Genomic DNA, 24,069 nt, shown 5'->3' on the forward strand with positions numbered 1-24,069 from the left:
GGCGGGGTGAGGGTCGGGGCGGTGAGGACCGCGTCGAGCAGGCCGGGGTAGAGGCGGTCCAGCTCCTCGCGGCGCAGCCGGACGAAGCGGCTGGTGCCGGCGACCCGGGTGCGGGTGAGCCCGGCCTCGCGCAGCACCTTGAGGTGGTGGCTGCGGGTGGCCTTGGAGACGCCGAACTCGAAGGTGCCGCAGGCGTACTCGCCGCCGCCGTCGGCGAGCGCGCGGACGATCTGGAGCCGGACATCGTCGGCCAACGCGGCCAGTACGGCGGTGACCGGCACGTCGCGCAACTCGGGTTCGTGCAGCTCCATGTGACCAGTGTAACCCTTGTTCGACATTCGTCGAACAAGCTCCTAGGGTCAGGGACGTTGGTTCGAAGATACTCGAACATAGGAGTTGTGGATGCGCTCTCGGGCCGCCGCCTTCCCCCTGCTCGCCGTGCTGAGCTGGGGGGTGATGTTTCCCGTCCTGGCCAGCGCGCTGGTCCGGGTCGACGCGCTCAACCTGACCACCGCCCGGTACGTCCTGGCCACCGCGATCCTGGTCGCCCTGCTGCTGTTCCGCGAGGGCGGCGGTGCATTGCGGCCCGCCGGCCGGGCCACCGAGATCGTGGCGCTCGGCGTCCTCGGGTTCGCCGGCTTCAACCTGCTGATCAACCTGGCGCTCGGGCAGGCCGCCCCGCAGCAGATCGCGCTCTTCGCCGCCACCATCCCGCTGGTCACCCAGCTGGTCCGCTGGGCGCGCGACGGCGTACGCCCGCGCCCGGCGCTCTTCGCGCTCTCCCTGGTGGCGCTGGTCGGCATCGGTCTGGTGCTCACCCGCGGCCGGCTGGACGGCCTGGGCGAGTTCGGCGTGGGCGCGCTGCTGACGACCGGCGCGGTGCTCGGCTGGGCGGTCTACACGCACGGCGGGAGCCGGTTCGGCGACTGGTCGCCGCTGCGCTACACCACGCTCACCTCGCTCGCCGGCACGCTCGCCATGCTGGCCGCGAGCGTGCTGGCCGACCTGGCCGGCTGGCAGCACGTGCCGGCCGCCGCCGACCTCGTCGCGGTCGCCCCGCAGTTGGCGTACGCCGTCATCGTGGCCGCGGTGGTCGCGGTGCTGGCCTGGAACACCGGCGTGCAGCGGCTCGGTGCGGCCAACGCCGCGCTGTTCATGAACCTGGTGCCGGTGACCACGTTCGCGGTGCAGATCGCCCGCGGCTACCGGCCCGGAGCGGTGGAACTGGTCGGCGTGGCGCTCACCATCGCCGCCCTGGTCGCCGCCAACCTGGTCACCCGTCCGCGCCGCGCCACCCGGCCGCGCCGGACCAACCACGCCGAGGCGGTGGCCGTCGCCGACTCGGTGGCGGTGGTCGACCCGGTCGCCGTGGTCGGCCGGTAGCGGGCCCGCTCACACCGTGGGAACCCGGCAGAGGTACCCGGGGGAGAGTGCATAGACTCGGCGGCACAACTGCATACCTCATCCAGAGGGGCTGAGGGATACGGCCCGACGACGCCCCGGCAACCACCCCGCGCGCTCACCGCTGAGCGACCGGCGGGGCAGGTGCCAATTCCGTCCCCGCCGCAGAGTGCGATGCGGGGAAAGATGAGAGGACTCCTCGACATGACGTCGACGCTCGCCGCCTCCGGCATCGACACCTCCGCCAGCCCCGCCCGCGCCCTGGTCTGCCGCGCCTGCTCGGCCCGCTACCCGCTCGCCGCCCAGCACGCCTGTTACGAGTGTTTCGGCCCGCTGGAGGTCGACTACGACGCCGCCGAGCTGGCCAAGGTCACCCGTGAGCAGATCGAGGCCGGCCCGGCCAACCTCTGGCGGTACGCGGCGCTGCTGCCCGCCGGCCAGGACCCGGCGACCCGGGTGACGCTCGACCCGGGGCTCACCCCGCTGGTCGCCGCCCCGCACCTCGCCGCCGAGCTGGGCATCACCGCGCCGCTGTGGGTCAAGGACGACAGCGCCAACCCGACCCACTCGTTCAAGGACCGGGTGGTGTCGGTGGCGCTGACCGCCGCCCGGGCGCTCGGTTTCAGCCGGTTCGCCTGCGCCTCGACCGGCAACCTGGCCAACTCGGTCGCCGCGCACGCGGCCCGGGTCGGCGCGCCGTCGGTGGTCTTCATCCCCAGCGACCTGGAACAGGGCAAGGTGGTCACCACCGCCGTCTACGGCGGCGACCTGGTCGCCATCGACGGCTCGTACGACGACGTGAACCGGCTCTGCGGCGAACTGGTGGAGACCGACGAGTTCGAGGACACCGCGTTCGTCAACGTGAACGTGCGCCCCTACTACGCCGAGGGGTCCAAGACGCTCGGCTACGAGGTGGCCGAGCAGCTCGGCTGGCGGATCCCCGCCCAGGTGGTGATCCCGATGGCCAGCGGCGAGCTGCTCACCAAGATCGACAAGGCGTTCGCCGAACTGGTCGAGATCGGTCTGGTCGAGGCCCCGGCCGGCGGCTGGAAGGTGTTCGGCGCCCAGTCGGCCGGCTGCAACCCGATCGCCACCGCGCTGCACGCCGGCACGGACACCATCACCCCGGTCAAGCCGACCGGCATCGCCAAGTCGCTGAACATCGGCGACCCGGCCGCCGGCCTCTACGCACTGGAGGCGGTGCGGCGTACCGGCGGCTGGATGGAGTACGTCGACGACGACGAGATCCGCGCCGGCATCCGGCTGCTCGCCCGGACCACCGGGGTGTTCGCCGAGACCGCCGGCGGGGTGACCGTGGCGGTGCTGCGCAAGCTGGTCGAGTCGGGCCGGCTCGACCCGGCCGCGGAGACCGTGGTCTTCAACACCGGCGAGGGGCTCAAGACCCTCGACGCGGTCGCCGGCCAGGTCGGCCCTACCCACCGGATCAAGCCGTCGCTGCGCGCCGCCCGCGACGCCGGCCTGCTCGGCTGACTCCCGCCCGGCGCGGCGCTCCCGACCGCTCGCCGGAGGCCCGGATCACCCGGACGGGGGATGCGGCCGATCCGCCGGGTAACGGGCTTTTCGCTCTGGGTGCGGAAAACCCGCCGTCGAGGACTTGACGGTAGGAACCGGACGGCGCAAGATGCTCCGTGCGGGAGGGCGTATCGCCGAAAGACTTGCGAGTCCTTACGACCCAACGCCGGCGGCGTTGTGCGAGCGTCCCTCCCGACCAACCTCCGATCGGGCCGGCGAAATTCGCTGGCCCGATCGTCGTTCCGGGGCGCACCCTCGCTGCATGAGCATCACGATCGCGCCGATCGAGGCAGCCGACCAGGCCGCGATCGACGCGGCCTACCGGGTCGGCGCCGCGGCCAACGACGCCGACCTGCCCGACTTCCCGCCGTTCTGCCGGCGCCGGTTCGAGGCCGCCGTCCGGCACCCGATGCCGGGCACCGCCGCGCTCTGGGCGCTGGCCCGGCTGGACGGCGAACCGTCCGGCTATCTCGCCCTGGACCTGCCGGAACTGGACAACACCGACAACGCCACCGCCGACCTGATCGTGCACCCGGCCCATCGGCGGCGTGGGGTCGGCCGGGCGTTGCACGAGCACGGCGTACGGCTGCTGCGCGAGCGGGGTCGCAAGCGGGTGGTCGGGATGGCGGTCTCCGCGCTGCCCGGTGGCCCGTCCCGCCCGGCGGCCGGTGCGGCATTCGCCGCCGCGCTGGGCGCGCACCCGGCGCTCCTCGAGGTCCGGCGCCGGCTCGACGCCACCCGGCTCGATCAGGCGGGGCTGGACGCGCTGCTCGCCGAGGCCCGGGGCGGCGCCGCGGGCTACCGGACGATCCAGTGGCGCGGCCGGACGCCGGAGGAGCACCTCGCCGACATCGCCTACCTGGACGGCCGGCTGATGACCGACTCACCCACCGGCGACCTGCACTGGGAGGCGGAGCGGGTGGACGCCGAACGGGTTCGGGGCACCGAACGGGCGCTGGACGCCCGCGGCCGGCGGCGCTACCACACCGCGGTACGCCACGAGGAGTCCGGACGGCTGGTCGCCTGGACGCTGCTCGACGTCGGCGCGTCCGCCGACTGGCACGCGTTCCAGCAGATCACCATCGTCGACCCGGAGCACCGCAGTCACCGGCTCGGCCTGCTCAGCAAGATCGAGAACCTGCGCCACCTGCTGGCCCACGAGCCGGCGGTGCGCGTGATCGACACCTTCAACGCGGCCGAGAACGCGCACATGGTGCGGATCAACGAGCAGCTCGGCTTCCGCCCGGTCGACGGCTGGACCGACTGGCAGCTGACGATCTGAGTTGTGACACGGGCCTACTGATTTTGGTGTCACCTGTTGCATGATGGCGGGCATGACGGAGACCCCGCACCCCCTGTACGACAGGCACGCCGACACCCTCGACCGGGCGCTGACCGCGATCACGGAGCGCGGGTACTGGTCCGCCTACCCCGAGTCACCCAGCCCCCGGGTGTACGGCGAGACCGCCGCCGCCGACGGCAAGGCCGCCTTCGAGGCGTACCTGGGCGGCGACTTCCCCCTCGACCAGCCGGGCACCGGCGACCGGGTCGCCACCGAGACCAGCCCGTTCGGCGTGCCGCTGGACGTCCGTTACCCGCACGCGGGCGCCGACGAGCTGGTCGCCGCCGCGACCGCCGCGCTGCCCGCGTGGCGTGACGCCGGCCCGCGGGCCCGGGTGGGCGTCTGCCTGGAGATCCTCGACCGGCTGCACAAGCACATCTTCGAGCTGGCCAACGCTGTGCAGTTCACCAGCGGGCAGGCGTTCGTGATGGCCTTCCAGGCCGGCGGCGCGCACGCCCTGGACCGGGCGCTGGAGGCGCTCGCCTACGCGTACGCGGAGATGACCCGGCACCCGGGGACGGCCGGCTGGGAGAAGGCGGCCGGCAAGGGCGACCCGCTGCGGATGACCAAGACCTTCCACGTGGTGCCCCGCGGGGTGGGCCTGGTCATCGGCTGCAACACCTTCCCGACCTGGAACTCCTACCCCGGGCTGTTCGCCTCCCTGGTCACCGGCAACCCGGTGATCGTCAAGCCGCACCCGCGTGCCGTCCTGCCGCTCGCGATCACCGTCCGGTACGCCCGCGAGGTGCTCGCCGAGGCCGGCTTCGACCCCAACCTGGTGCTGCTGGCCGCCGAGGCCCCGGGCGAGAAGCTCGCCTCGACGCTGGCCCTGCACCCGGCCGTGAAGATCGTCGACTTCACCGGCTCCACCGAGTACGGCGACTGGCTGGAGGCCAACGCCCGGCAGGCCGCGGTCTACACCGAGAAGGCCGGCCTGAACACGGTGGTGATCGACTCCACCGACGACTTCGCCGGGATGTGCCGCAACCTCGGCTTCACGCTGACCCTCTACAGCGGCCAGATGTGCACCACCTCGCAGAACATCCTGATTCCCGCCGGCGGCATCGAGACCGACCAGGGGCACAAGAGCTTCGACGAGGTGGCCGGCGGAATCGCCGCCGCGGTCGGCAAGCTCACCGGCGATCCGGCCCGCGGCGTCGAGCTCACCGGTGCGATCGTCAACGACGGCGTGCTGGAACGGCTGGACGAGGTGACCAAGGTCGGCGAGCCGGTGCTGGAGTCGCGTACCGTCGAGCACCCGGCCTTCCCCGGCGCGGTGGTCCGCACCCCGACGGTGGTCAAGGTCGGCGCGGACGACACCGCGACCTACGGCCGGGAGTGGTTCGGGCCGATCTCGTTCGTCATCCCCACCGACTCGACCGCGCACAGCCTGGAGATCATGCGGAAGACCGTCGGCGAGAAGGGCGCGCTCACCGCTGGCGTCTACTCCACCGACGAGGCGGTGCTGGACGCCGCCGAGGCGGCGGCCATCGAGGTCGGGGTGCACCTGTCCTGCAACCTGACCGGCGGGGTGTTCGTGAACCAGTCGGCGGCCTTCTCCGACTTCCACGGCAGCGGCGCCAACCCGGCGGCGAACGCGGCGCTGACGGACGGGGCTTACGTGGCCAACCGGTTCCGGATCGTGCAGTCGCGTCGTCACGTCTGAGGTTGCGGTTGGGGTTCCGGGGCAGCCCGTGGTTGCGGTTGGGGTTTCCGGGTCGTTCTGCGTCGGGACTCCGGGCCCTGGGGGTGGTGATCTTCGGGGTGCTGCCTCGGGTTGGGTTCCCGGGTTTGGGATTAGTAACGCGGCAACCTGCGGCAGCACCCCAAATGGGGGTAAGCCGGGCGGCTTACGTATCAGGCGGGGCGGCGCATTTGTAGTTCGGTGAGGGCCGGGATGGTGGGGTGGGGCACCCGGACGCCGGTGTCGACGAAGCCCAGCCGCTGGTAGGCCCGGTAGGCGCGGTCGTTGCCGACCACCACCTCCAGCATCAGCTCGGGCCGGCCGCACGCCCGGGACCACTGCGCCACCGCCTCGACCAGTTCGGCGAGCAGTCCACTGCCGCGCCAGGTCGGGGTCACGTAGACCGCGTAGATCACGGTGAGGCCGGGCTCGGTCGGGATCGTCGTGCCGCCGGCGTGCCCGACGAACCGGCCACCGGGGTCGGCCACGAACTGCGCGGTGTCGGTGCCGGTCGAGGTGTACGCGATCCGGGCGGCGAAGTCGGCGTGCGGCCGGGCTGCCGCGTCGGCCAGGGTCTCCAGGAACGCCAGCGGCGCGTCGGCGAGCATCTCCAGGCGCAGCGCCCGCATCCGGGCGGCGTCCCGCGGCCGGACCCGCCGGACCTCCGCCACCCGGCGGCCCGGCCCGCCCGGATCGCTGGTCATGCCCGCATGCCTACCACAACGACGTACGGCGATCCCGACGAGCCGGCGATCAAACGGAATACGCCCGATTTGTGGTCGTGCACCGTGGTCACGCCTCGTGTAGCGTGCGATTTCGGTCACCCTTTCAGCGGTCGTCGCCGATCGCTGAACGGTGGCCCCGGGATGCCGGCGTGCCGGCCTCCGGGTTGTGGTACGCCGCGCAGAGTGAGGAAGTGCACCGTGGCACAGGGCACCGTGAAGTGGTTCAACGCCGAAAAGGGCTACGGCTTCATCGCCGTCGACGGCGGGCAGGACGTCTTCGTCCACTTCTCCGCGATCGAGATGGACGGCTACAAGGCGCTGGACGACGGCCAGCGGGTGGAGTTCGAGATCGCCCAGGGCCAGAAGGGGCCGCAGGCCGAGCGGGTGCGCGTCATCGCCTGATCCGGCGCCCCCACGTTCCGACGCACCGGGTGGGCGGGGCTGCGGTGCGAGCACCGCACCAGGAAAGATCGTGAGCCGTTCCAGCTGTCGCTGAGGAGGGTTCATGTCCGACCAGCCGCCCCCGGACGCGTCGTCCCCCACCCCCGGCGCACCCGGCGCGGGCGACCCCGCTCCGGGCGCCAACCAGCCGGCGGAGCCGTCCGGTGCCGCTCAGTCCGGGGACCCGACCGCTCCGCGGCCTCCGGCCGACCAGCCGGGGGATCCCACGGCGCCGCAACCGCCCGGAGCGACCGGCCCGGCCGCCCAGCCGACCCAACCGTGGGACCCGGCCGCGCCGCAACCAGCCGGCGCGCAGCAACCCCAGCCGTGGGACCCGGCCGCGCCGCCACCTACCGGGGCGCAGCAGCCCTCGGCGTGGGATCCCGCCGCCCCGCAGGCGTGGCCGGGTGGCGTCACCCCGTACGGTCCGCAGGGCTGGCCGCCGGCCGCCGGCGGGCCGGGATGGCCGACGCCGCCCACCGGCGGGTTCCCGACCGGCGGGTACGGCGTGCCCGGGTATCCGCAGCCGGCGCTCGGTCAGCCGGGCTGGTACCCGCCCGGCTACGGCTTCGACCCGACCGACCCGCTGGTCACCCCGCCCGGGGCGGGGGTTTCCGGCTGGTTCGACCGGTGCGTCGGCGCGATCCGCCGCGGCTGGCGGCTGCTGCTGCCGATCCTGCTGCTCACCCAGGTGCTGCCGGCGGCGGCGCTGTCGGTGATCAGCCTGGCGGTCGACCCGACGGCCGGCTGGGACGCCACGGCCGGCCAGGACCCGGCCGCGCTGCCGGACACCTTCCTCACCGACCTGGCCATCATGCTCGGCGTGCTGATCGGCGGCAGCCTGCTCTTCGGGCTGGTGCAGAGCGTGGGGTGGGCCGCCGGCAGTTGGGTGGTCGCCCGGCAGGCGGCCGGCGAGCCGGTGGGGCTGGGCGCCGCGCTGCGGTACGGGCTGCGCCGGGCGCTCGGGCTCTGGGGCTGGACCCTGCTGATCGGCCTGATCGTCGCGCTGGGCACCTGCCTCTGCGTGATCCCCGGCATCTACTTCGCGTTCGCGCTGAGCATGGCCGGCCCGGTCTGGCTCTTCGAGCGGCAGGCCCCGATCGGCCGGGCCTGGCGGATGTTCCACGACCGGCTGGGCCTGCTGCTCGGCCGGGTGGCGATGGTGGTCGCCGCGGTGATCGTCGGGTCGATGGTGGCCGGGGTGGTCGAGGCGGTCGGCACGCTGCCGTTCGGCCTCACTCCACTCGACTCCGCGGGCTCGGCGGTCGGCGTGACCATGGTCATCCTGGCCGCCGCGGTGCTGGCGCTGCCGGCGCACGTCGTACAGCTCGTCGGCCTGGTCGTGACCTACGCCGAGCAGCGCGCCCACGAGGGCCCGGTGAACGCGGCCCGGCTGGCCGGCGAACTCGGCTGACCGGGGGGATCGTGCTTGCACTCGCCCAGGGAGAGTGCTAAACAAGTCATTGGCACTCGCAACCTGTGAGTGCCAATGGTCGGGGCGGTGGGGTCGCGGCCACGCCGGCGGGACAACCGCTGGCGAGGCACGTGGCCGGTCGTCGCGGGCTATCCGGCCCGGCCGAGGAGGCGTCGCCGTCATCCGGTGGCGACGTCCCAAGGTGCGTACACCAGGCGGCCCATCCGGGACACACACTCGGGTGGCCCGTGAGTGTCCAGGAGGACAACGCCGTATGGCCAAGATGATCGCGTTCGACGAAGAGGCGCGCCGCGGCCTCGAGCGGGGCATGAACCAGCTCGCCGACGCCGTGAAGGTGACGCTCGGCCCCAAGGGCCGCAACGTCGTGCTCGAGAAGAAGTGGGGTGCCCCCACCATCACCAACGATGGTGTGAGCATCGCCAAGGAGATCGAGCTCGAGGACCCGTACGAGAAGATCGGCGCCGAGCTGGTCAAGGAGGTCGCCAAGAAGACCGACGACGTGGCCGGTGACGGCACGACGACGGCGACCGTCCTGGCCCAGGCCCTGGTTCGTGAGGGCCTGCGCAACGTGGCCGCCGGCGCCAACCCGATGGCCCTGAAGCGGGGCATCGAGGCCGCCGTGGCCAGCGTCTCGGAGGAGCTGCTCAAGCTCGCCAAGGACGTGGAGACCAAGGAACAGATCGCCTCCACCGCCTCCATCTCGGCTGGTGACACCAGCGTCGGCGAGATCATCGCCGAGGCGATGGACAAGGTCGGCAAGGAAGGCGTCATCACCGTCGAGGAGAGCAACACCTTCGGCCTGGAGCTGGAGCTCACCGAGGGTATGCGCTTCGACAAGGGCTACATCTCCGCGTACTTCATGACCGACCCGGAGCGTATGGAGGCCGTCTTCGACGACCCGTACATCCTGATCGTCAACAGCAAGATCTCGTCGGTGAAGGACCTGCTCCCGATCCTCGAGAAGGTCATGCAGGGCGGCAAGCCGCTGCTGATCATCGCCGAGGACCTGGAGGGCGAGGCCCTGGCCACCCTGGTGGTCAACAAGGTCCGCGGCACCTTCAAGTCGGTCGCCGTCAAGGCGCCGGGCTTCGGTGACCGCCGCAAGGCCATGCTCACCGACATCGCCATCCTCACCGGTGGCCAGGTCATCAGCGAGGAGGTCGGCCTCAAGCTCGACGCCGTCGGCCTCGACATGCTGGGCCGCGCCCGCAAGGTCGTGGTGACCAAGGACGAGACCACCATCGTCGACGGCGCCGGTGACGCCGAGCAGATCCAGGGCCGGGTGAACCAGATCCGGGCCGAGATCGACAAGAGCGACTCCGACTACGACCGGGAGAAGCTGCAGGAGCGCCTGGCCAAGCTGGCCGGCGGTGTTGCGGTGATCAAGGTCGGCGCGGCCACCGAGGTCGAGCTGAAGGAGCGCAAGCACCGCATCGAGGACGCCGTCCGCAACGCGAAGGCCGCCGTCGAGGAGGGCATCGTCCCGGGTGGTGGCGTCGCGCTGGTGCAGGCCGGCAAGACCGCCTTCGACAAGCTGGACCTGACCGGCGACGAGGCGACCGGCGCGCAGATCGTCAAGATTGCGCTGGACGCCCCGCTGCGGCAGATCGCCGTCAACGCCGGCCTCGAGGGCGGCGTGGTCGTCGAGCACGTGCGCAACCTGGAGGCGGGCCACGGCCTCAACGCCGCCAACGGCGAGTACGTGGACCTGCTGGCCGCGGGCATCATCGACCCGGCCAAGGTGACCCGTTCGGCGCTGCAGAACGCGTCGTCGATCGCGGCGCTGTTCCTCACCACCGAGGCCGTCGTGGCGGACAAGCCGGAGAAGACCCCGGCCGCCCCGGCTGGCCCGGGTGGCGGGGACATGGACTTCTGAGTCCAGTTCCGACCGGAAACGGGGCGGGCCGCTGACGCGGTCCGCCCCGTTTCGTCGTCAGGTGGGCAACGGGCGCTGGTTACGCCGCTTCTGTGCCCGGTCGTACGGCGGCCGGAGCTGGATCGGCGCGTCGACCATCTCCAGCGGCTCCTCGGCCTCGGCCTCCTCGGCGCCGGCCATCTCCGCCAGTTGTTCGGCGTCGCCGTAGTCGAGCCGGTCGAACGGCAGTTGCCCGGGGAGTTCGCCGACCGGGGTCCAGGTGACGGGCTGGACGTCGTCGGTATGTTCGTCGTCCGTGGTCATGGCTGCCTCCTCTACCGAAACCGTAGGAGGCGGCGGTCGGCGCGGTGGCTGAACGGCGTTATCGGGATCTATGTCCCGTTCGCCCCGGTCACGCGTCGAGCGTCCTGCGGTACAGGAAGAAGACCCGCTCGATCCGGGCGCCCGCGCTGCCCGAGTAGAACGGCACCGGCCCGACCCAGCCGATCTGCGCCGCGGCCAGCCCGGCCGCGTGCTGGTCGCGCAGGCAGCGGCGCAGCAGCACCCCGCCGATGCCGGAGCCCTCGGCCGCCGGGGCGGTGCCCATCGGCCCGAACCAACTCGGCCGGCTCGACCCGTACGCGGCGAAGCCGAGCACCTCGCCGTCCCGCTCCGCCAGGTGGCAGCCCGCCCCGTCCCGGCCGACCGAGCCGAGCAGCTCGGCGTCCCAGGCGCCGCCGAAGGTGGACCGGGCGAACGCGGTCAGCGCCGGCAGGTCGGCCGGCTCGGCCCGGCGGACGGTGACGCCCTGCCCGGCCAGCCGCCGCTCGGCGTCCTCGGTGGACCGCAGCGCCGGCGACCCCGGGTACGACAGGTCGGCGGTCATGTTCCAGGCCGTCCGGTCCTGCCGGTAGCCGAGCGCCAGCGCGGCGCAAACCGCCGGGGTGTACCGCACGTCGATGCCGGGCCAGGCGTAGTGGGGCGGGTTGCCGGCCAGCAGCACCTCGGCCACGCCCAGCTCGGCCAGCCGCCGCTCGGCGTGCCCGAGCAGCGCCCGCCCGACCCCCCGGCGTCGCACGCCCGGGTCGACCGCCACCAGGTCCACGTGCCCGAGCCGCGGGTCGGCGGTGGCGACCGAGCAGACCAGCGCCCCGACCAAATCCCCGTCCCGGTACGCGCCCAGCGCGACCACCGGCCGGTCGACGCCGGCCCGGGTCCAGAGGGCGGCCACGATCTCGGCGGCCTCGGCCGCGTCCTCCGGCAGGTCCAGCGCCCGGCGGCACAGCTGCACCACGGCCGGCGTCCGGTCGGCGCTCAGCTCGACGATCTCCGCGTCCATGGTGGCCGACCCTAGATCACCGGGTACCGGGGTGCGCAAGGGCCGCGCGCGACCACCGTGGTCCCGCCCGGGCTCTCCGGCGGCTCAGGAGCGGGCAGCCCGGACGGCGGCGTACGCGTCGACCAGACCGGCGCCGGTGATGTTCCGGTCGCCCCCGCAGGCGTCGGCCGGGTCGCGGGAGCGGTGGCTGGCGATCGCCGGGCTGGCCGTCTCCCGCAGGAGCTGCCGGGTCCGGGCCAGGTCGCCGACCAGCGCCGGGTTCGCCGACCACATCAGCGCCACCACGCCGGCCACCTGCGGGGTGGCCATCGAGGTGCCGTCGAGCCGGGCGTACCCGCCGCCGGGCATCGCGGAGACCACCTCGGCACCCGGCGCCACCAGGTCCGGCTTGGCCGCGCCACCCGGCGCCGGCCCGCGCGAGGAGAAGCTGGTGACCCGGCGCTGCCGGTCCACCGCCCCCACGGTCAGCACGTCCGGGTACGGCGCGGGCGGGTCGTCGATCGACCCGCAGTACGGCCCGGTGTTGCCGGCGGCGGCCACCACCAGGATGCCGGCGGCGTCCAGCGCGGCGGTGGCCGGGCGGAGCACCCGGGGATCACAGCCCTCGATCGACGGGCAGCCCCACGAGTTGGTGAGGATGTCCGGCGCCCGGGACGGCCGGCCGTCGGTGAACGGGTCCCCGCCGGGCGGGAAGGGCGCCAGCATGAACTGGAGGCAGTCCAGGTAGTACGCCGGGTTGCCGAGGTTGCGGTCCAGGTTGACGCAGCCCACCCACTGGGCGCCGGGGGCCACCCCGACGCCGCCCCGGCCCACCGCGCTGCCCACCGTGTGGGTGCCGTGCCCGCCCCGGTCGGCCGGCGCGCGGGTGCCGTTCCACGGGTCGTACCAGGAGTCGTCGCCGCCCCGGAAGCCGCCGGCGAGCGCCGGGTGCCCGCCGTCCACCCCGGAGTCGGAGCTGCCCACCACGACGCCGGAGCCGTCCACGCCGAGCTGTGACCAGACCCGGTCCGCGCCGATCAGCCGGATGTTCCACTCCGGACCGGTCGGGGCGGGGGCGGTGCCCCGGCTGATCCCGGCCGGCGCCGGCAGCGGCCGCAGCCGTTGGCTGACCAGCACCCGGTTCACCTCCGGCCGGCCGGCGAGCCAGGCCCGCACCCCCGGCCCGCCGGCGACCTCCACCGCGTTGACCAGGTAGTACGGGGTGTGCGGCAGCCGCAGCCGGCGCAGGTCACGGCGCAGTTCGGCCTGGCTGCGGTCGGCGGTGGCCACCAGTCGGCGGTAGACCTCGGCCGCGCGGGCGTCCCGGCCGGCCCGCCCCGGCGCGCCGGCCGGCAGCCCGGTCAGGTCGGCCTGCTCGCGCAGCACCACCAGCAGCCGCTCGCCGTGCAGGCCGGGCTGGCCGGGGCCGGCCGCGATCACCCCGGTCGCCACCAGCAGGGTCGCGGCGGTCACCGCGGCTACCCGCCGGCTCGGCGTGCGGCCGCGCGGCCGGGCCAGCAGCACCCCGTACGCGACGGCCAGCAGGGCCGCGACGGCGAGCCCCGCACCGGCGGCGGCCGCCACCCAGAACGGCACGTCGCGGGTGTTGGTGAGGACCAGGCTGATCTCTTCCGGGTCGGTGAAGGCCAGCGGGCCGAGCACGGCGAGCCCGACCAGCCAGCCGGCCGCGGCGCTGTCGGCGGCCGGGCCGGCGCCGGGACGGCGGGCCGCCGCCTGGAGAGCGGCCAGCGCGAAGCCGGCCGGCGGCAGGGTCAGCAGCAGCGGCAGCTGCGCCCCGGACTGGCCGATCCCGGCGGCCAGCAGCAGCAGGGCCACCCCGGCGACCAGCCCACCGACCAGCACCAGCCGGGCCGGCCGGGGCGGCTCACCGACCGCGAACGGGGCCCAGAAGCCGGCGTCCAGCAGCGCCCCGGCCAGCGCGCCGAGGGCGGCCGCCGCCAGCGCGGCGAGCCCGGTCTCCAGCGGCCCGCCGAGCGCGCCCAGCCAGACCCAGGGCACCAGCAGCACCAGCCCGCCGGCAACGCCGAGCAGGGTGAGACCGCCCGGCCGGCGGCCCCGGGCAGCCGGCACCGGTCGGCCGTCAACGCCCGCCGCTCGCGGCCCCGCCGCTCCCGGCCCCGCTGGTTCCGGCGCCGCAAGGTCCGGGCCGCTGCCGGAGCCGGCCACGGCCGGGTGTGCCGGAGTCGAGGCGTCGGCCGGGGTCGGACCCGCTGGTGCCGGAACGCCGGGGCCCGTCGAGGGCGGGCCGCCCACCGCGCGGCGGCGGCGGGCCAGCCGGGCCAGGACGGTGGCGGCCAGCGCGGCGGTGCCGGCCAGCGCCGCGAGGTACGCCTCGTGGTGCACCGGCGGGATGGCGCGGAGCAGCCCGAGCGCGGCGAGCACCAGCACCCCGGCCAGCCAGGCGCGGCCGGTGGCCCGGACCGCCGCCGAGCGCGGCAGCAGCGCCAGCAGCAGCGCGGGCGTGCCGGCCAGCAGGACGGCCGGCAGGCCGAGCGCCGGCCAGAGCCAGGACAGCCGGTCCAGCCCGCTGGCCAGCAGCACCTGGTCGGTCAGCCATCCGCCGGCCTGGGTGAGCACGGTGCACCCGACGATCCAGCCGCCGGCTAGCGCGGCCGCCACCACCGCCCACGGGCTGGGCCGGGCCGGCGCGGGCGGGGGCTGCGGCACGTACGGACCGGTGGGTGACGGGGGACCGACCTGCATCCCCAGACAGTACGGCCCGAGCGCCGCCTGCCGCCGGAGTGCCCGCGACGGCTACGGTGGACGGGTGCGCGACCCGAACGTGTCCCGATCAGTCGCCGGTCAGCTCTCCCCGGAGCGCCGCGCCGACGACCTGCGCCGGCTCCGGGCCGAGCGGTTCGACGTGCTGGTCATCGGCGGTGGCGTGACCGGCGCCGGCGCCGCCCTGGACGCCGCCTCGCGCGGGCTGAAGGTGGCCCTGGTGGAGGCGCGCGACTACGCCGCCGGCACCTCCAGCCGCTCCAGCAAGCTGATCCACGGCGGGCTGCGCTACCTGGAGCAGTTGGAGTTCCACCTGGTCCACGAGGCGCTCACCGAGCGCGGCCTGCTCGCCACCCGGCTGGCGCCGCACCTGGTCCGCCCGGTGCCGTTCCTCGTCCCGCTGCCCGCCGGTCGGGGCGTCCGCGACGTGCCGGGTCGGCTCTTCCGCCGCTCCTACTACGGCGCCGGGGTGGCCACCTACGACGCCTTCGCGGGCGTCTTCGGGGGCGGCCGGGGCATGCCGCTGCACCGGCACCTGACCCGCGAGGGCGCGCGGCGGGTCTTCCCCAGCCTGAAGGCCGAGGGGCTGGCCGGCGCGATCCGCTACTACGACGGCCAGGTCGACGACGCCCGGCTGGTGGTCACCCTGGCCCGCACCGCGGCCAGCCTGGGCGCGACCGTGGTGAGCAGCGCCCGGGCGGTCGGGTTGATCCGGCAGGCCCGCGAGGTGACCGGGGTCCGGGTGCGCGATCTGGAGGCGCCCGCCGGTTCGCCGGACGCCGAGTTCGAGGTGCAGGCCCGCACCGTCATCGCCGCCACCGGGGTGTGGAGCGACGACATGTCCCGGATGCTCAACGACGTCGGGCTGCGCCCCGGCATCCGGGTGCGCGCCTCCAAGGGGGTGCACCTGGTGGTGCCCCGCTCGGCGATCACCGGCGAGACCGGGCTGATCCTGCGCACCGCGACCAGCGTGCTCTTCGTCATCCCCTGGGGCGGGCACTGGATCATCGGCACCACGGACACCGACTGGCGGCTCGACCGGTCCCACCCGGCCGCCTCCGCCCGCGACATCGACTACCTGCTCCAGCAGGTCAACACGGTGCTGGACCGGCCGCTCACCCGGGACGACATCGAGGGCGTCTACGCCGGGCTGCGGCCGCTGCTGGCCGGCGAGGCCGACTCCACCTCCAAGCTGTCCCGCGAGCACGCGGTCTTCGAGCCGATGCTCGGGCTGCTGCTGGTCGCCGGGGGCAAGTACACGACGTACCGGGTGATGGCCTCGGACGTGGTCGACCGCGCCGCCCGCCGGCTCGGCGGCGTACGCCCGTCGCGCACCGCCGACCTGCCGCTGCTCGGGGCGGACGGCTACGCCGCGATGTGGCGGGACCGGGCCGACCTGGCCCGCCGGCACGGGGTGCCGGTCGGGGTGGCCGAGCACCTGCTGGAGCGCTACGGGACCCTCACCCTCGACCTGCTCGCGCTGATCGAGGCGGACCCGCTGCTCGCCTCCCCGCTGGCCGGCGCGCCGGAGTACCTGGCGGCGGAGGTGACCTACGCGGCCCGGGCCGAGGGGGCGCTGCACCTGGAGGACGTGCTCACCCGCCGTACCCGGATCTCCTTCGAGACCAGCCACCGGGGACTGGAGTCGGCCGAGCACGCCGCGGAACTGATGGGCGCGGTGCTCGGCTGGGACGCGGCGACCCGCGCCCGCGAGGTGGAGAACTACCGGGCCCGGGTGGCGGCCGAGCGGCAGTCGCAGCAGATGCCGGACGACGTCGCGGCCGACGCGGCCCGGCTGGGCGCGCCCGACGTACGGGGCGGCTTCGTCCGGGACCGGGGTTCCGACGGCGACGCGGCCGAACTCCCCTCCTCGTCACGGTAACCTAACCGGCCGGTAACGTTACGCAACGATCTCGGTACGCTCGACGGGTTCCGGCGCTACCTACGGTGGGGTAGGTTGCGGCGCGTGGTCCCCGCTTTCCGGTTCCGTCTGGTTTCGTTCTCCGTCGCCGCCCTTTTGGCCGTCAGCCTCGCCGGCTGCACACGCCCCGGCAACGCCGACGACGAACCGACATCGCGACCGGCCGAGTCGATGGCGGTGCAGCCCGGGCTGGGCGGCGCGGCGACCGTCGGGAAGGGCAAGGTCAGCCTGCTGCAGAAGCTCGGCTCGAACGGCCCGCTGCGCACGCTGAACGTGGAGCCGGACGGCCGGTGGGAGTGCGTCGACTGTGCCGGCGACGGCGTGACCTCGTCCGGCGTGCTCGGCGCCGAGCAGGTGCGGCGGCTCCAGGTGCTGCTCGACGACCCGCGGCTGCCGCAGGAGACCGATCAGGCCCGGCAGTACCGGGTGACCTGCATCGACGCGCTCACCTCCAGCCTGCTCACCTCGGTCGGCATGATCACCACCCAGGACTGCCCGGGCGAGGAGCAGCCGCTGGTGGCGTACGAGATCCTGCTGCTGCTCACCCAGGCCACCCCCGCCGAGCCCACCGCCTGACGCGAGCGGGCCGGACGTCGGCACGGCCCGCCGGACCGGCGGCGCCGGTGGTCGGGTCAGAGCACCTTGCCGGGGTTCAGCAGACCCGTCGGGTCCAGCGCGGCCTTGACCGCCTGGTGCACCCGGACCCCGACCGGGCCGATCTCGCGGGCCAGCCAGTCCCGCTTGAGCAGGCCCACCCCGTGCTCGCCGGTGCAGGTGCCGCCCAGCTCCAGGCCGAGCCGCATGATCTCGTCGAAGGCCCGCCGGCCGCGCGCCAGGCTCGCCGGGTCGGCCCGGTCGACCACGATGTTCGGGTGCATGTTGCCGTCCCCGGCGTGCCCGACCACGCCGATCGGCACGTCGCACTCGGCCGCGATCCGGGCCACCCCGTCGAGCAGCGCGGCCAGCGACCCGCGGGGCACCGCCACGTCGTCGATGACCAGTCCGCCGTTGCCGCCCGGGAACGCGTCCGCGGCGAACTTCTCCATCGCCGGGTGGGCCAGCCGGCGGGCCTGCAACAGCGCCGCCGCCTCGACCGTGTCGGTGGCCGCGTACACCTCGTCGGCGCCGGCCGCGGTGCAGACCTCGGCCAGCACGGCCAGGTCGTCGGCGGCCCGGGAGCCGGTGTCGGCGGCGGCCAGCAGCAGCGCCTGGGCGTCGGTGCGCAGCCCCATCGGCCGGTACGCCTCGATCGCCCGCAGGTGCGTCTGGTCGAGCAGTTCCAGCAGGCTGGGGGAGAGGCCCCGGGCGGCGATCCCGGCCACCGCGTCGCCGGCCGCCGCGGTGGACGGGAAGACCGCGACCAGGGTCAGCGACTCCGCCGGGGTGGGGCGCAGCGCCACGGTCACCTCGGTGATGATCCCGAGCGTGCCCTCCGAGCCGACGAAGAGTCGGGTGAGGTCGTAGCCGGCGACCCCCTTGGCGGTCCGCCGGCCGGTGCGCAGCACCTCGCCGCTGGCGAGCACCACCTCCAGGCCGAGCACGTACTCGGTGGTGACCCCGTACTTGACGCAGCACATCCCGCCCGCGTTGGTGGCGACGTTGCCGCCGATGGTGGAGGACTCCCAGGAGCCGGGGTCGGGCGGATACCACAGCCCCTGCTTGGCCACCGCGGCGGCGAGCGTCGCGTTGACCACCCCGGGCTGGACCACGGCGATCCGGCTCACCGGGTCGATCTCCAGGATGGCGTCCATCGCGACAGTGCTCAGCACCACCGCGCCGTCCACCGCGTTCGCCGCGCCGGCCAGCCCGGTCCGTGCGCCCTGCGGCACCACCGGTACGCCGTGCCGGGCGGCCGCCCGGACCACCGCGGCCACCTCCTCGGTGCCGCGCGGCCGGGTGACCACCAGTGGGGTGCCGGCGGCGCAGAGGTCCGCCTCGTCCCGCTCGTGCATCCGGAGCAGGTCCGGGTCGGTCAGCACCGCGTCGTCGCCGAGCGCGGCCCGCAGGTCGTCGAGCAGGGGGGATCCGGCCATGCGGGGAAGGCTACGGTCGCCGTCAGGCGATCATCAACCGCACCGGGGCGGGCTAGATTTGCCGCCATGCTGTATCTGGACCGGCCCGCCTGGCCGTGGCGGGGGCGGCTCTGGTCGCATCTGATCAGCGACGTCTCCCTCGCCGAGTTGCACGCCTTCGCCGAGATGCTGGGCGTGCCGCGCCGGGGCTTCGACCGGGACCACTACGACATCCCGGCCGAGCGGTTCGCCGCTGCGGTCTGGCTGGGCGCCCGGGTGGTGCCGAGCCGGGAACTGGTCCGGCTGCTCCGCGTGGCCGGCCTGCGCCGGCCGAAGCACCTGGTCAGGTCGGCTCCCGATCGGGCGCCGGCCCGGTCAGCGCGGCCAGCTCGCGGGTGAGGTTCGCCCGGGCGGCGGCCTCCCAGCGCCGGGCCAGCGGGGGCAGCCGGAACAGCGCCGGCAGGGCCAGCAGGCCGGCCAGCACCCGGGCCCGTCCGGCCCGGAACGCCGGCTCGGGCACGTGCGCGTACTCCCGGCGGACGGCGGCGGCGTACCGGTCGTACGCCGGTCGGGGCGCGGCCAGCACGGCCAGGTCGGCGTCGCAGAGCAGGGCCCCGTCGGGGTCGGCCGGGTCCACCGCGTGCCCGGCGGTGAGCAGCACCAGCCGGCGGACCTCAGCCACCGCGTCGGCCGGCAGCCCCAGCCCGGTGAGCAGCTCCCCGGCCAGCGCGGCGCTGTCCCGTTCGTTGGCGTCACCGGGGGCGCGGGGGTCGTAGACCGCGTCGTGGCACCAGGCCGCCAGCCGGACCAGGTCCGGCCGTCCGGCCGACGTCGCGTACGCGTCCACCACGTCCAGCACAGCGGTCAGGTGCCGCGGCGTGTGGTAGTGCCGGTGCGGCTCCCGCCAGCGGGCCAGCAGTTCCTCCCCGGTCGCGGTCAGGGCCGCCCCGTCGGGCGCCCCGGCGTCCCGCGCCGCCCGCCGCCACCGGTCGATCAGTTCCGCCATCTGGACGAGTCTGCCGCAGATCGCCGAAGGCGAGGATTCACCCGCGGTGGTGCGGGTAGTCCCGGCCATGCCGTTGTCCCGGTACCGGACCCGTTCGCTGCTGCGCCGGGTCGTGCTGCACCGGAAGCGGGAGGAACCCGACTTCCCGCAGGTCGAGGAGGCCACCCGGGAGCTGCGGCAGCGCGGCAGGGCCACCCTGCACGACCGGCTGCACCGGGTGCGGCTGGCGATGGGGCTGGCGCTGCAGGCCGGGGTGGCCGCCGGACTGTCCTGGCTGGCGGCGCACGAGCTGCTCGGCAACCCGCAGCCGGTCTTCGCGCCGATCTCCGCGGTGGGCACCCTCGCCGTCTCGGTGGGGCAGCGGTTCCGCCGGACCTTGGAGCTGATCGTCGGGGTGGCGATCGGCGTCTTCCTCGGCGACGTACTGATCTACTTCGTCGGCACCGGACCGTGGCAGCTCGGACTGGTGGTCACGCTGGCCGTCATCCTGACCGTCTTCGCCGGCGCCAGCGTGGGGATCGTCATCCAGGCCGCCGCCACCGCCGTGCTGATCGTCACGCTGACCCCGTCCACCGAGAACCTGGAGATCCCCCGGTTCGTCGACGCGTTCGTCGGCGGCGGGATCGCGCTGCTGGTGACCGCGGTCCTGCTCCCGCTCAACCCGCTACGGGTGATCAACCGGGCCGCCCGGCCCGCGCTGGACCTGCTCGCCGCCCAGTTGGACGCCACGGCCGAGGGGTTGCGCAGCCGGGACCGGGACGCGGTCCAGCGGGCGCTGGAAAGGCTCCGCGACAACAAGGAGGAGCTGGCCACCTTCAGCGAAGCGATCGAGGGGGCCAAGGAGACCGTCACCCTGTCGCCGGCCCGCTGGCACCGGCGCGACGAACTCACCCACTACGCCGAGGCGGCCGACCCGATCGACCGGGCGATGCGCAACAGCGGCACGCTGATCCGCCGCGCGGTCACCCTGATCGAGGACGAGGAGTCGGTGCCCGAGCCGATGCCGGACGCGGTCGCGCACCTCGCCGAGTCGGTCCGCCTGCTCAAGCACGAGTTCGCCAGCAACGAGGAGCCGGAGAAGGCCCGGGAGTGCGCGCTGCGCGCGGTCAGCGAGGCCGGCCGGGCGTACGCCCAGGGGGTCGGGTTCTCCGGCAGCGTGGTGATCGCCCAGGTGCGCACCACCGCCAGCGACCTGATGGTGGCCTCCGGAGTCGGTCAGGAGGACGCGAACCGGCTGATCCGGGAGTCCTTCGGCGACCTGGAGCGGCCCACCGGCGAGAGCGCGCCGGAGACCGCCCCGAAGCCGCCGACCGCCCCGCCGGTGGGCTGACCCGCCGGGTGACAGCCCCTCGGGCGCGGCCGGTCAGCCGAGGGCGGCCAGCGCGGCGAGGAGCGTGTCCACGTGCTCGGTGGTGCTGCCCAGGCCGATGCTGGCGCGCAGCGCGGTCGGTGGCAGGTCGCGCCGGCCGCTGCGGTTCGCCGCCTCGGTGAGCAGCCGGCGGGCCAGCGGGTGGGCGCAGAACAGGCCGTCCCGGACGCCGATGCCGTGCTCGCGGGCCAGCTCCGCCGCCACCGCCGACGAGTCCCGGCCGGCCACCACGAACGACACGATGCCCACCCGCGGCGCGTCCGGGCCGAAGGTGCGCAGCTCCACCACGTGCGGCAGGGCCGCCATCCCGTCCCGGAGCCGGGCCAGCAGCTCCTGCTCGCGGTCGTGCAGCGCGGCCCGGTCGGCGCCGTCGAGCGCCGCGCAGACCGCCGCCAGCGCCACCGCGCCGAGCAGGTTCGGGGTGCCCGCCTCGTGCCGCGCCGGGCCGGTCGCCCACCGTACGTCGTGGGTGGCCGCCCCGACGTGGCTGGTCGCGCCCCCGCCCGCCAGGTACGGCGGTGCGGCGTCCAGCCAGTCGCCCCGCCCGATCAGCACCCCGGCGCCGAACGGCGCGTACAGCTTGTGCCCGGAGACGGCCAGGTAGTCCACGTCGAGGGCGAGCAGGTCGACCGGGGCGTGCGGGGCGAGCTGCGCGGCGTCCACCGCGATCCGGGCGTGGTGCCGCCGGGCCACCCGGGCCAGCTCGGCCACCGGCCAGCGTTCCCCGGTCACGTTGCTCGCCCCGGTCACCGCGACCAGCACCGGCACGCCGGGGCTGGCGTCGCGGCGCAGCTCGCCGAGGGCGGCGTCCAGCGCGCGTACCGCCTCGCCCGGCGAGCCGGGCACCGGCAGCCGGACCGAGCCGCGCGGCCAGGGCAGCAGGTTGGCGTGGTGCTCGCCGGCGAAGGTGACCACCGTGGTGCCCGCCGGCAGCGCCCGGGCCAGCAGGTTCAGCGCGTCGGTGGTGTTGCGGGTGAAGACCACGTGGTCGTCGGCGCGGGCGCCGAAGAAGTCGCCGACGGTCTGCCGGGCCCGCTCGTAGGCGAGCGTGCAGCGCCGCGACAGCGCCCCGGCGCCGCGGTGCACGCTGGCGTACCAGGGAAGCAGCTCGGCCACCGCGTCGGCCGCGGCCCGCGCGCACGGCGCGGTGGCCGCGTAGTCCAGGTTGATCTCGCCGGGCACGCCGAGCACGTCGAGCCCGGCCGGGGGCGCGGTGCGGGTGCGGTGCGACGGGGGTACGAGGGTGACGGTCATGGCACGACCTCCGGGTCCAGGGACCCCGGGGCGGGCGCAGGGCGGGGTCCGCGCTTGCCCGGCGCGCGGATCGGGCCGGGCCCGGTCATCACCCGGGGCACCCCACCGCGAACCTCGACGAGGGTTGCCGGCCAGCAAGCCGGGGCTTGACGCTGGCGCTCGTGACCTGACCGCAGCATAGCGGCCACCGATGCGCCCGGAACAGCGGGCCGGGGGTGACTACGCTGACCGCATGGCCGACACCCCGCCCGGCGGTTCCCGACCGCCGTCGCCCACCGCGCCCGCCGTCGCCGTCGTGCCCGCCGGCACCCCCGCGATGCCGGGCCGCCGGCTGGGCTGGCGGCGGATCCTCGTGCTGGTCGGGGTGTTCCTGCTGATCACCGCCTGCGCGATCTACATGGTGTCCGTGTTGAACGACGAGCTCGGCATCGAGGCGCTGCTGATCGGCGTGGCCGCGGCGATCCTGCCGGTCCCGGTGCTGGTGGCCTGCTTCCTCTGGCTCGACCGGTACGAACCGGAACCGCTCAAGTACCTGGTCTTCTGCTTCGCCTGGGGTGCGTTCGTCTCCACCGCCGCTTCGCTGGAGGTCAACGGGTTCGCGGCCGGCCTGTTCGCCGAGATGGGCCTGCCGACCGCGCTGACCGCGGTGCTGGTGGCGCCGTTCATCGAGGAGTTGACCAAGGCGCTCGGGCCGATCCTGCTGCTGGTGTTCCGGCGCCGGGAGTGGTCCGGGATCACCGACGGCCTGGTCTACTGCGGGCTCTCCGCGGTCGGCTTCGCCATGGTGGAGAACATCCTCTACCTGGGCGGCTACGGCTACGCGTCGGGCGTGGACCGGTACGGCCCGGCGACCGGCGCGCAGCAGGTGATCGCGATCTTCATCGTCCGGATCCTGCTCTTCGGCTTCGCCCACCCGCTGTTCACCTCGATGACCGGCGTCGGCCTGGGCATCGCCGCACGGACTGCGGACCGGCGGGTCCGGTTCCTCGCTCCGGTCGCCGGCCTGCTGCTGGCGATGATGCTGCACGGCACCTGGAACCTGCTGCCGACCCTCACCCAGGCCACCGGCCAGGCGCTGATCATGCTGTACGGCTTCATCGGCGTGATGGTGCCGATCTTCTTCGGCATGGTCGGGCTGGCGGTGTGGCTGCGCGCCTGGGAGGGGCGGCTCACCGAGCGGACCCTGCCCGACTACGTCAAGGCCGGCTGGCTCACCCCGCCCGAGGTGGCCGCGCTGAGCAGCCTCGGGCGCCGGCACGCGGCCCGGGTGTGGGCCCGCCGGGTGGGCGGCGACGCCGGGGTGAAGGCGATGCGCGGCTACCAGTTCGCGGCGACCCGGTTGGCGCTGCTGCGCGACGGGGCGCTGCGTGGGCTGGACCGCCGGCCGGTGGACAGGGAGCGGACGGCACGGGAGGAACGGGAGCTGCTGGACGCGATCACCGCGTACCGGGCGTACTTCGTGGGGAGGGATCCGCAGGCGCCGGCCGGGACCTGGGACGGGCACCGCTACCACCTGCGCTTCCCGGACGGCTCGCAGCGACCGGTGGAGGCGCCCGACGAGCCGGTGGTGCCGATCCCGGTGGTGCTGGCCCCGCCACCGCCGCCGGTCTTCCCAACCGGCTACGGCTGGCCCGGCCCGCGCCCGGCAACGCCCTGGCCGCCCGGGCGCCCCTGACGCCGGGGCCCCGCCGGGCGCCCGCGCCTCGGGCCGGCCCGGGTGCCCGGCCGGTCAGGTCATCAGGCTGGTGAGGAAGTCGCCGAAGCCCTGGAACATCGCCATCAGCCCCGCCCCGATCGCCTTGAACATCTCCGCCGCGCCCTCCGGCCGGAACGCCATGAAGTAGATCAGGAACGCGACGAAGCCCCAGAGCAACACCTTCTTCACCAGTTCCGGCATCGTCCCTCCCCAGGGCCGGTGGTGCGGCTGGCTTCCCGGCGGGGAGCGGTGCAAACGAGGCCGGCCGCGCCCGCGGCCGGCCCTGGCCGGCGTCAGCCGGGGCGGGCCGGGCGCGGATCAGCGGCGTCAGCCGG

At 74.7% G+C, this 24,069-nt stretch carries 21 protein-coding genes and 2 riboswitches; of the genes, 12 read left to right on the forward strand and 9 right to left on the reverse strand.

What is annotated here, in order from left to right; translation table 11 throughout:
• A partial coding sequence (locus tag DLJ47_RS26755) for an ArsR/SmtB family transcription factor (protein WP_109903981.1) occupies positions 1-311 on the reverse strand: 311 nt, incomplete at its 3' end.
• A gap of 91 nt (positions 312-402) precedes the next feature.
• Here DLJ47_RS26755 and DLJ47_RS26760 point away from each other — a divergent pair.
• The 4 genes from DLJ47_RS26760 to paaN all read left to right on the forward strand — a co-directional run bounded on the left by DLJ47_RS26760 (position 403) and on the right by paaN (position 5,942).
• The gene (locus tag DLJ47_RS26760) at positions 403-1,383 is read left to right on the forward strand and encodes a DMT family transporter (protein ID WP_109903957.1); all 981 of its coding nucleotides are present in this window, start codon (positions 403-405) and stop codon (positions 1,381-1,383) included.
• A gap of 75 nt (positions 1,384-1,458) precedes the next feature.
• Positions 1,459-1,594: riboswitch (SAM riboswitch) on the forward strand.
• 11 nt (positions 1,595-1,605) lie between these two features.
• The gene (gene thrC, locus DLJ47_RS26765; RefSeq protein ID WP_109903959.1) at positions 1,606-2,892 is read left to right on the forward strand and encodes a threonine synthase; all 1,287 of its coding nucleotides are present in this window, start codon (positions 1,606-1,608) and stop codon (positions 2,890-2,892) included.
• Positions 2,893-3,196: 304 nt separating this feature from the next.
• Entirely contained in the window at positions 3,197-4,216 is a 1,020-nt protein-coding gene (locus DLJ47_RS26770; protein WP_109903961.1) for a GNAT family N-acetyltransferase, read from the forward strand.
• 52 nt (positions 4,217-4,268) lie between these two features.
• Positions 4,269-5,942 (forward strand): phenylacetic acid degradation protein PaaN, encoded by a 1,674-nt coding sequence (gene paaN / locus DLJ47_RS26775; protein ID WP_199236017.1) that lies wholly within the window; start codon positions 4,269-4,271, stop codon positions 5,940-5,942.
• 191 nt (positions 5,943-6,133) lie between these two features.
• Here paaN and DLJ47_RS26780 read toward each other — a convergent pair whose 3' ends face one another.
• Complete coding sequence (locus tag DLJ47_RS26780) at positions 6,134-6,664, reverse strand: GNAT family N-acetyltransferase (protein ID WP_109903965.1); 531 nt, start codon at positions 6,662-6,664, stop codon at positions 6,134-6,136.
• Positions 6,665-6,883: 219 nt separating this feature from the next.
• Here DLJ47_RS26780 and DLJ47_RS26785 point away from each other — a divergent pair, with 219 nt between their 5' ends.
• The 3 genes from DLJ47_RS26785 to groL all read left to right on the forward strand — a co-directional run bounded on the left by DLJ47_RS26785 (position 6,884) and on the right by groL (position 10,437).
• The gene (locus tag DLJ47_RS26785; protein ID WP_013288855.1) at positions 6,884-7,087 is read left to right on the forward strand and encodes a cold-shock protein; all 204 of its coding nucleotides are present in this window, start codon (positions 6,884-6,886) and stop codon (positions 7,085-7,087) included.
• A gap of 103 nt (positions 7,088-7,190) precedes the next feature.
• Positions 7,191-8,540: a hypothetical protein gene (locus DLJ47_RS26790; protein ID WP_109903967.1), complete on the forward strand. Its 1,350-nt coding sequence runs from the start codon at positions 7,191-7,193 to the stop codon at positions 8,538-8,540.
• Between the two features lie 274 nt (positions 8,541-8,814).
• Positions 8,815-10,437: a chaperonin GroEL gene (gene groL / locus DLJ47_RS26795; protein ID WP_088996274.1), complete on the forward strand. Its 1,623-nt coding sequence runs from the start codon at positions 8,815-8,817 to the stop codon at positions 10,435-10,437.
• Positions 10,438-10,494: 57 nt separating this feature from the next.
• Here groL and DLJ47_RS26800 read toward each other — a convergent pair whose 3' ends face one another.
• The 3 genes from DLJ47_RS26800 to DLJ47_RS26810 all read right to left on the reverse strand — a co-directional run bounded on the left by DLJ47_RS26800 (position 10,495) and on the right by DLJ47_RS26810 (position 14,458).
• The gene (locus DLJ47_RS26800) at positions 10,495-10,740 is read right to left on the reverse strand and encodes a hypothetical protein (protein ID WP_088996273.1); all 246 of its coding nucleotides are present in this window, start codon (positions 10,738-10,740) and stop codon (positions 10,495-10,497) included.
• Positions 10,741-10,828: 88 nt separating this feature from the next.
• Complete coding sequence (locus tag DLJ47_RS26805) at positions 10,829-11,755, reverse strand: GNAT family N-acetyltransferase (protein WP_109903969.1); 927 nt, start codon at positions 11,753-11,755, stop codon at positions 10,829-10,831.
• Positions 11,756-11,839: 84 nt separating this feature from the next.
• Entirely contained in the window at positions 11,840-14,458 is a 2,619-nt protein-coding gene (locus DLJ47_RS26810) for a S8 family serine peptidase (RefSeq protein ID WP_109903971.1), read from the reverse strand.
• A gap of 79 nt (positions 14,459-14,537) precedes the next feature.
• On the opposite strand from DLJ47_RS26810, the gene DLJ47_RS26815 reads away from it, so the two are divergent.
• Positions 14,538-16,358, forward strand: a complete 1,821-nt coding sequence (locus tag DLJ47_RS26815) for a glycerol-3-phosphate dehydrogenase/oxidase (protein WP_109903983.1) — start codon at positions 14,538-14,540, stop codon at positions 16,356-16,358.
• Between the two features lie 84 nt (positions 16,359-16,442).
• Positions 16,443-16,973 carry a hypothetical protein gene (locus tag DLJ47_RS26820; RefSeq protein WP_109903973.1) on the forward strand — a complete coding sequence of 177 codons (531 nt, stop codon included), beginning with the start codon at positions 16,443-16,445 and terminating at the stop codon, positions 16,971-16,973.
• 56 nt (positions 16,974-17,029) lie between these two features.
• On the opposite strand, the gene DLJ47_RS26825 is transcribed toward DLJ47_RS26820, so the two are convergent.
• Entirely contained in the window at positions 17,030-18,430 is a 1,401-nt protein-coding gene (locus tag DLJ47_RS26825; protein WP_109903975.1) for an FAD-binding oxidoreductase, read from the reverse strand.
• A 66-nt stretch (positions 18,431-18,496) separates the two neighbouring features.
• Between DLJ47_RS26825 and DLJ47_RS26830 the strand changes: the two genes are divergently transcribed.
• Positions 18,497-18,808, forward strand: a complete 312-nt coding sequence (locus DLJ47_RS26830) for a DUF4031 domain-containing protein (protein WP_199236018.1) — start codon at positions 18,497-18,499, stop codon at positions 18,806-18,808.
• Here DLJ47_RS26830 and DLJ47_RS36405 read toward each other — a convergent pair.
• The gene (locus DLJ47_RS36405; RefSeq protein ID WP_199236019.1) at positions 18,753-19,415 is read right to left on the reverse strand and encodes an HD domain-containing protein; all 663 of its coding nucleotides are present in this window, start codon (positions 19,413-19,415) and stop codon (positions 18,753-18,755) included. The two genes, DLJ47_RS26830 and DLJ47_RS36405, sit on opposite strands and share 56 nt — an antisense overlap.
• Before the next feature lie 46 nt (positions 19,416-19,461).
• On the opposite strand from DLJ47_RS36405, the gene DLJ47_RS26835 reads away from it, so the two are divergent.
• Positions 19,462-20,745 carry an FUSC family protein gene (locus DLJ47_RS26835; protein WP_233258033.1) on the forward strand — a complete coding sequence of 428 codons (1,284 nt, stop codon included), beginning with the start codon at positions 19,462-19,464 and terminating at the stop codon, positions 20,743-20,745.
• 33 nt (positions 20,746-20,778) lie between these two features.
• On the opposite strand, the gene DLJ47_RS26840 is transcribed toward DLJ47_RS26835, so the two are convergent.
• Positions 20,779-22,038 carry an aminotransferase class V-fold PLP-dependent enzyme gene (locus DLJ47_RS26840; RefSeq protein WP_109903977.1) on the reverse strand — a complete coding sequence of 420 codons (1,260 nt, stop codon included), beginning with the start codon at positions 22,036-22,038 and terminating at the stop codon, positions 20,779-20,781.
• 45 nt (positions 22,039-22,083) lie between these two features.
• A riboswitch (SAM riboswitch) is annotated at positions 22,084-22,205 on the reverse strand.
• 23 nt (positions 22,206-22,228) lie between these two features.
• Here DLJ47_RS26840 and DLJ47_RS26845 point away from each other — a divergent pair.
• Entirely contained in the window at positions 22,229-23,713 is a 1,485-nt protein-coding gene (locus DLJ47_RS26845) for a PrsW family intramembrane metalloprotease (RefSeq protein ID WP_109903979.1), read from the forward strand.
• Between the two features lie 54 nt (positions 23,714-23,767).
• Here DLJ47_RS26845 and DLJ47_RS36410 read toward each other — a convergent pair whose 3' ends face one another.
• Positions 23,768-23,935: a hypothetical protein gene (locus DLJ47_RS36410; protein WP_172899407.1), complete on the reverse strand. Its 168-nt coding sequence runs from the start codon at positions 23,933-23,935 to the stop codon at positions 23,768-23,770.
• Positions 23,936-24,069: the final 134 nt, after the last annotated feature.

The sequence above is a fragment of the Micromonospora sp. S4605 genome (genome assembly GCF_003176715.1).
Classification (GTDB): Bacteria; Actinomycetota; Actinomycetes; order Mycobacteriales; family Micromonosporaceae; genus Micromonospora; species Micromonospora echinaurantiaca.

Coding starts and splice junctions, on each gene's coding strand:
- DLJ47_RS26760 (WP_109903957.1), top strand. CDS start 403: ATGCGCTCTCGGGCCGCCGCCTTCCCCCTGCTCGCCGTGCTGAGCTGG.
- thrC (WP_109903959.1), top strand. CDS start 1,606: ATGACGTCGACGCTCGCCGCCTCCGGCATCGACACCTCCGCCAGCCCC.
- DLJ47_RS26770 (WP_109903961.1), top strand. CDS start 3,197: ATGAGCATCACGATCGCGCCGATCGAGGCAGCCGACCAGGCCGCGATC.
- paaN (WP_199236017.1), top strand. CDS start 4,269: ATGACGGAGACCCCGCACCCCCTGTACGACAGGCACGCCGACACCCTC.
- DLJ47_RS26780 (WP_109903965.1), bottom strand. CDS start 6,664: ATGACCAGCGATCCGGGCGGGCCGGGCCGCCGGGTGGCGGAGGTCCGG.
- DLJ47_RS26790 (WP_109903967.1), top strand. CDS start 7,191: ATGTCCGACCAGCCGCCCCCGGACGCGTCGTCCCCCACCCCCGGCGCA.
- groL (WP_088996274.1), top strand. CDS start 8,815: ATGGCCAAGATGATCGCGTTCGACGAAGAGGCGCGCCGCGGCCTCGAG.
- DLJ47_RS26800 (WP_088996273.1), bottom strand. CDS start 10,740: ATGACCACGGACGACGAACATACCGACGACGTCCAGCCCGTCACCTGG.
- DLJ47_RS26805 (WP_109903969.1), bottom strand. CDS start 11,755: ATGGACGCGGAGATCGTCGAGCTGAGCGCCGACCGGACGCCGGCCGTG.
- DLJ47_RS26810 (WP_109903971.1), bottom strand. CDS start 14,458: ATGCAGGTCGGTCCCCCGTCACCCACCGGTCCGTACGTGCCGCAGCCC.
- DLJ47_RS26825 (WP_109903975.1), bottom strand. CDS start 18,430: ATGGCCGGATCCCCCCTGCTCGACGACCTGCGGGCCGCGCTCGGCGAC.
- DLJ47_RS26830 (WP_199236018.1), top strand. CDS start 18,497: ATGCTGTATCTGGACCGGCCCGCCTGGCCGTGGCGGGGGCGGCTCTGG.
- DLJ47_RS36405 (WP_199236019.1), bottom strand. CDS start 19,415: ATGGCGGAACTGATCGACCGGTGGCGGCGGGCGGCGCGGGACGCCGGG.
- DLJ47_RS26840 (WP_109903977.1), bottom strand. CDS start 22,038: ATGACCGTCACCCTCGTACCCCCGTCGCACCGCACCCGCACCGCGCCC.
- DLJ47_RS26845 (WP_109903979.1), top strand. CDS start 22,229: ATGCGCCCGGAACAGCGGGCCGGGGGTGACTACGCTGACCGCATGGCC.
- DLJ47_RS36410 (WP_172899407.1), bottom strand. CDS start 23,935: ATGCCGGAACTGGTGAAGAAGGTGTTGCTCTGGGGCTTCGTCGCGTTC.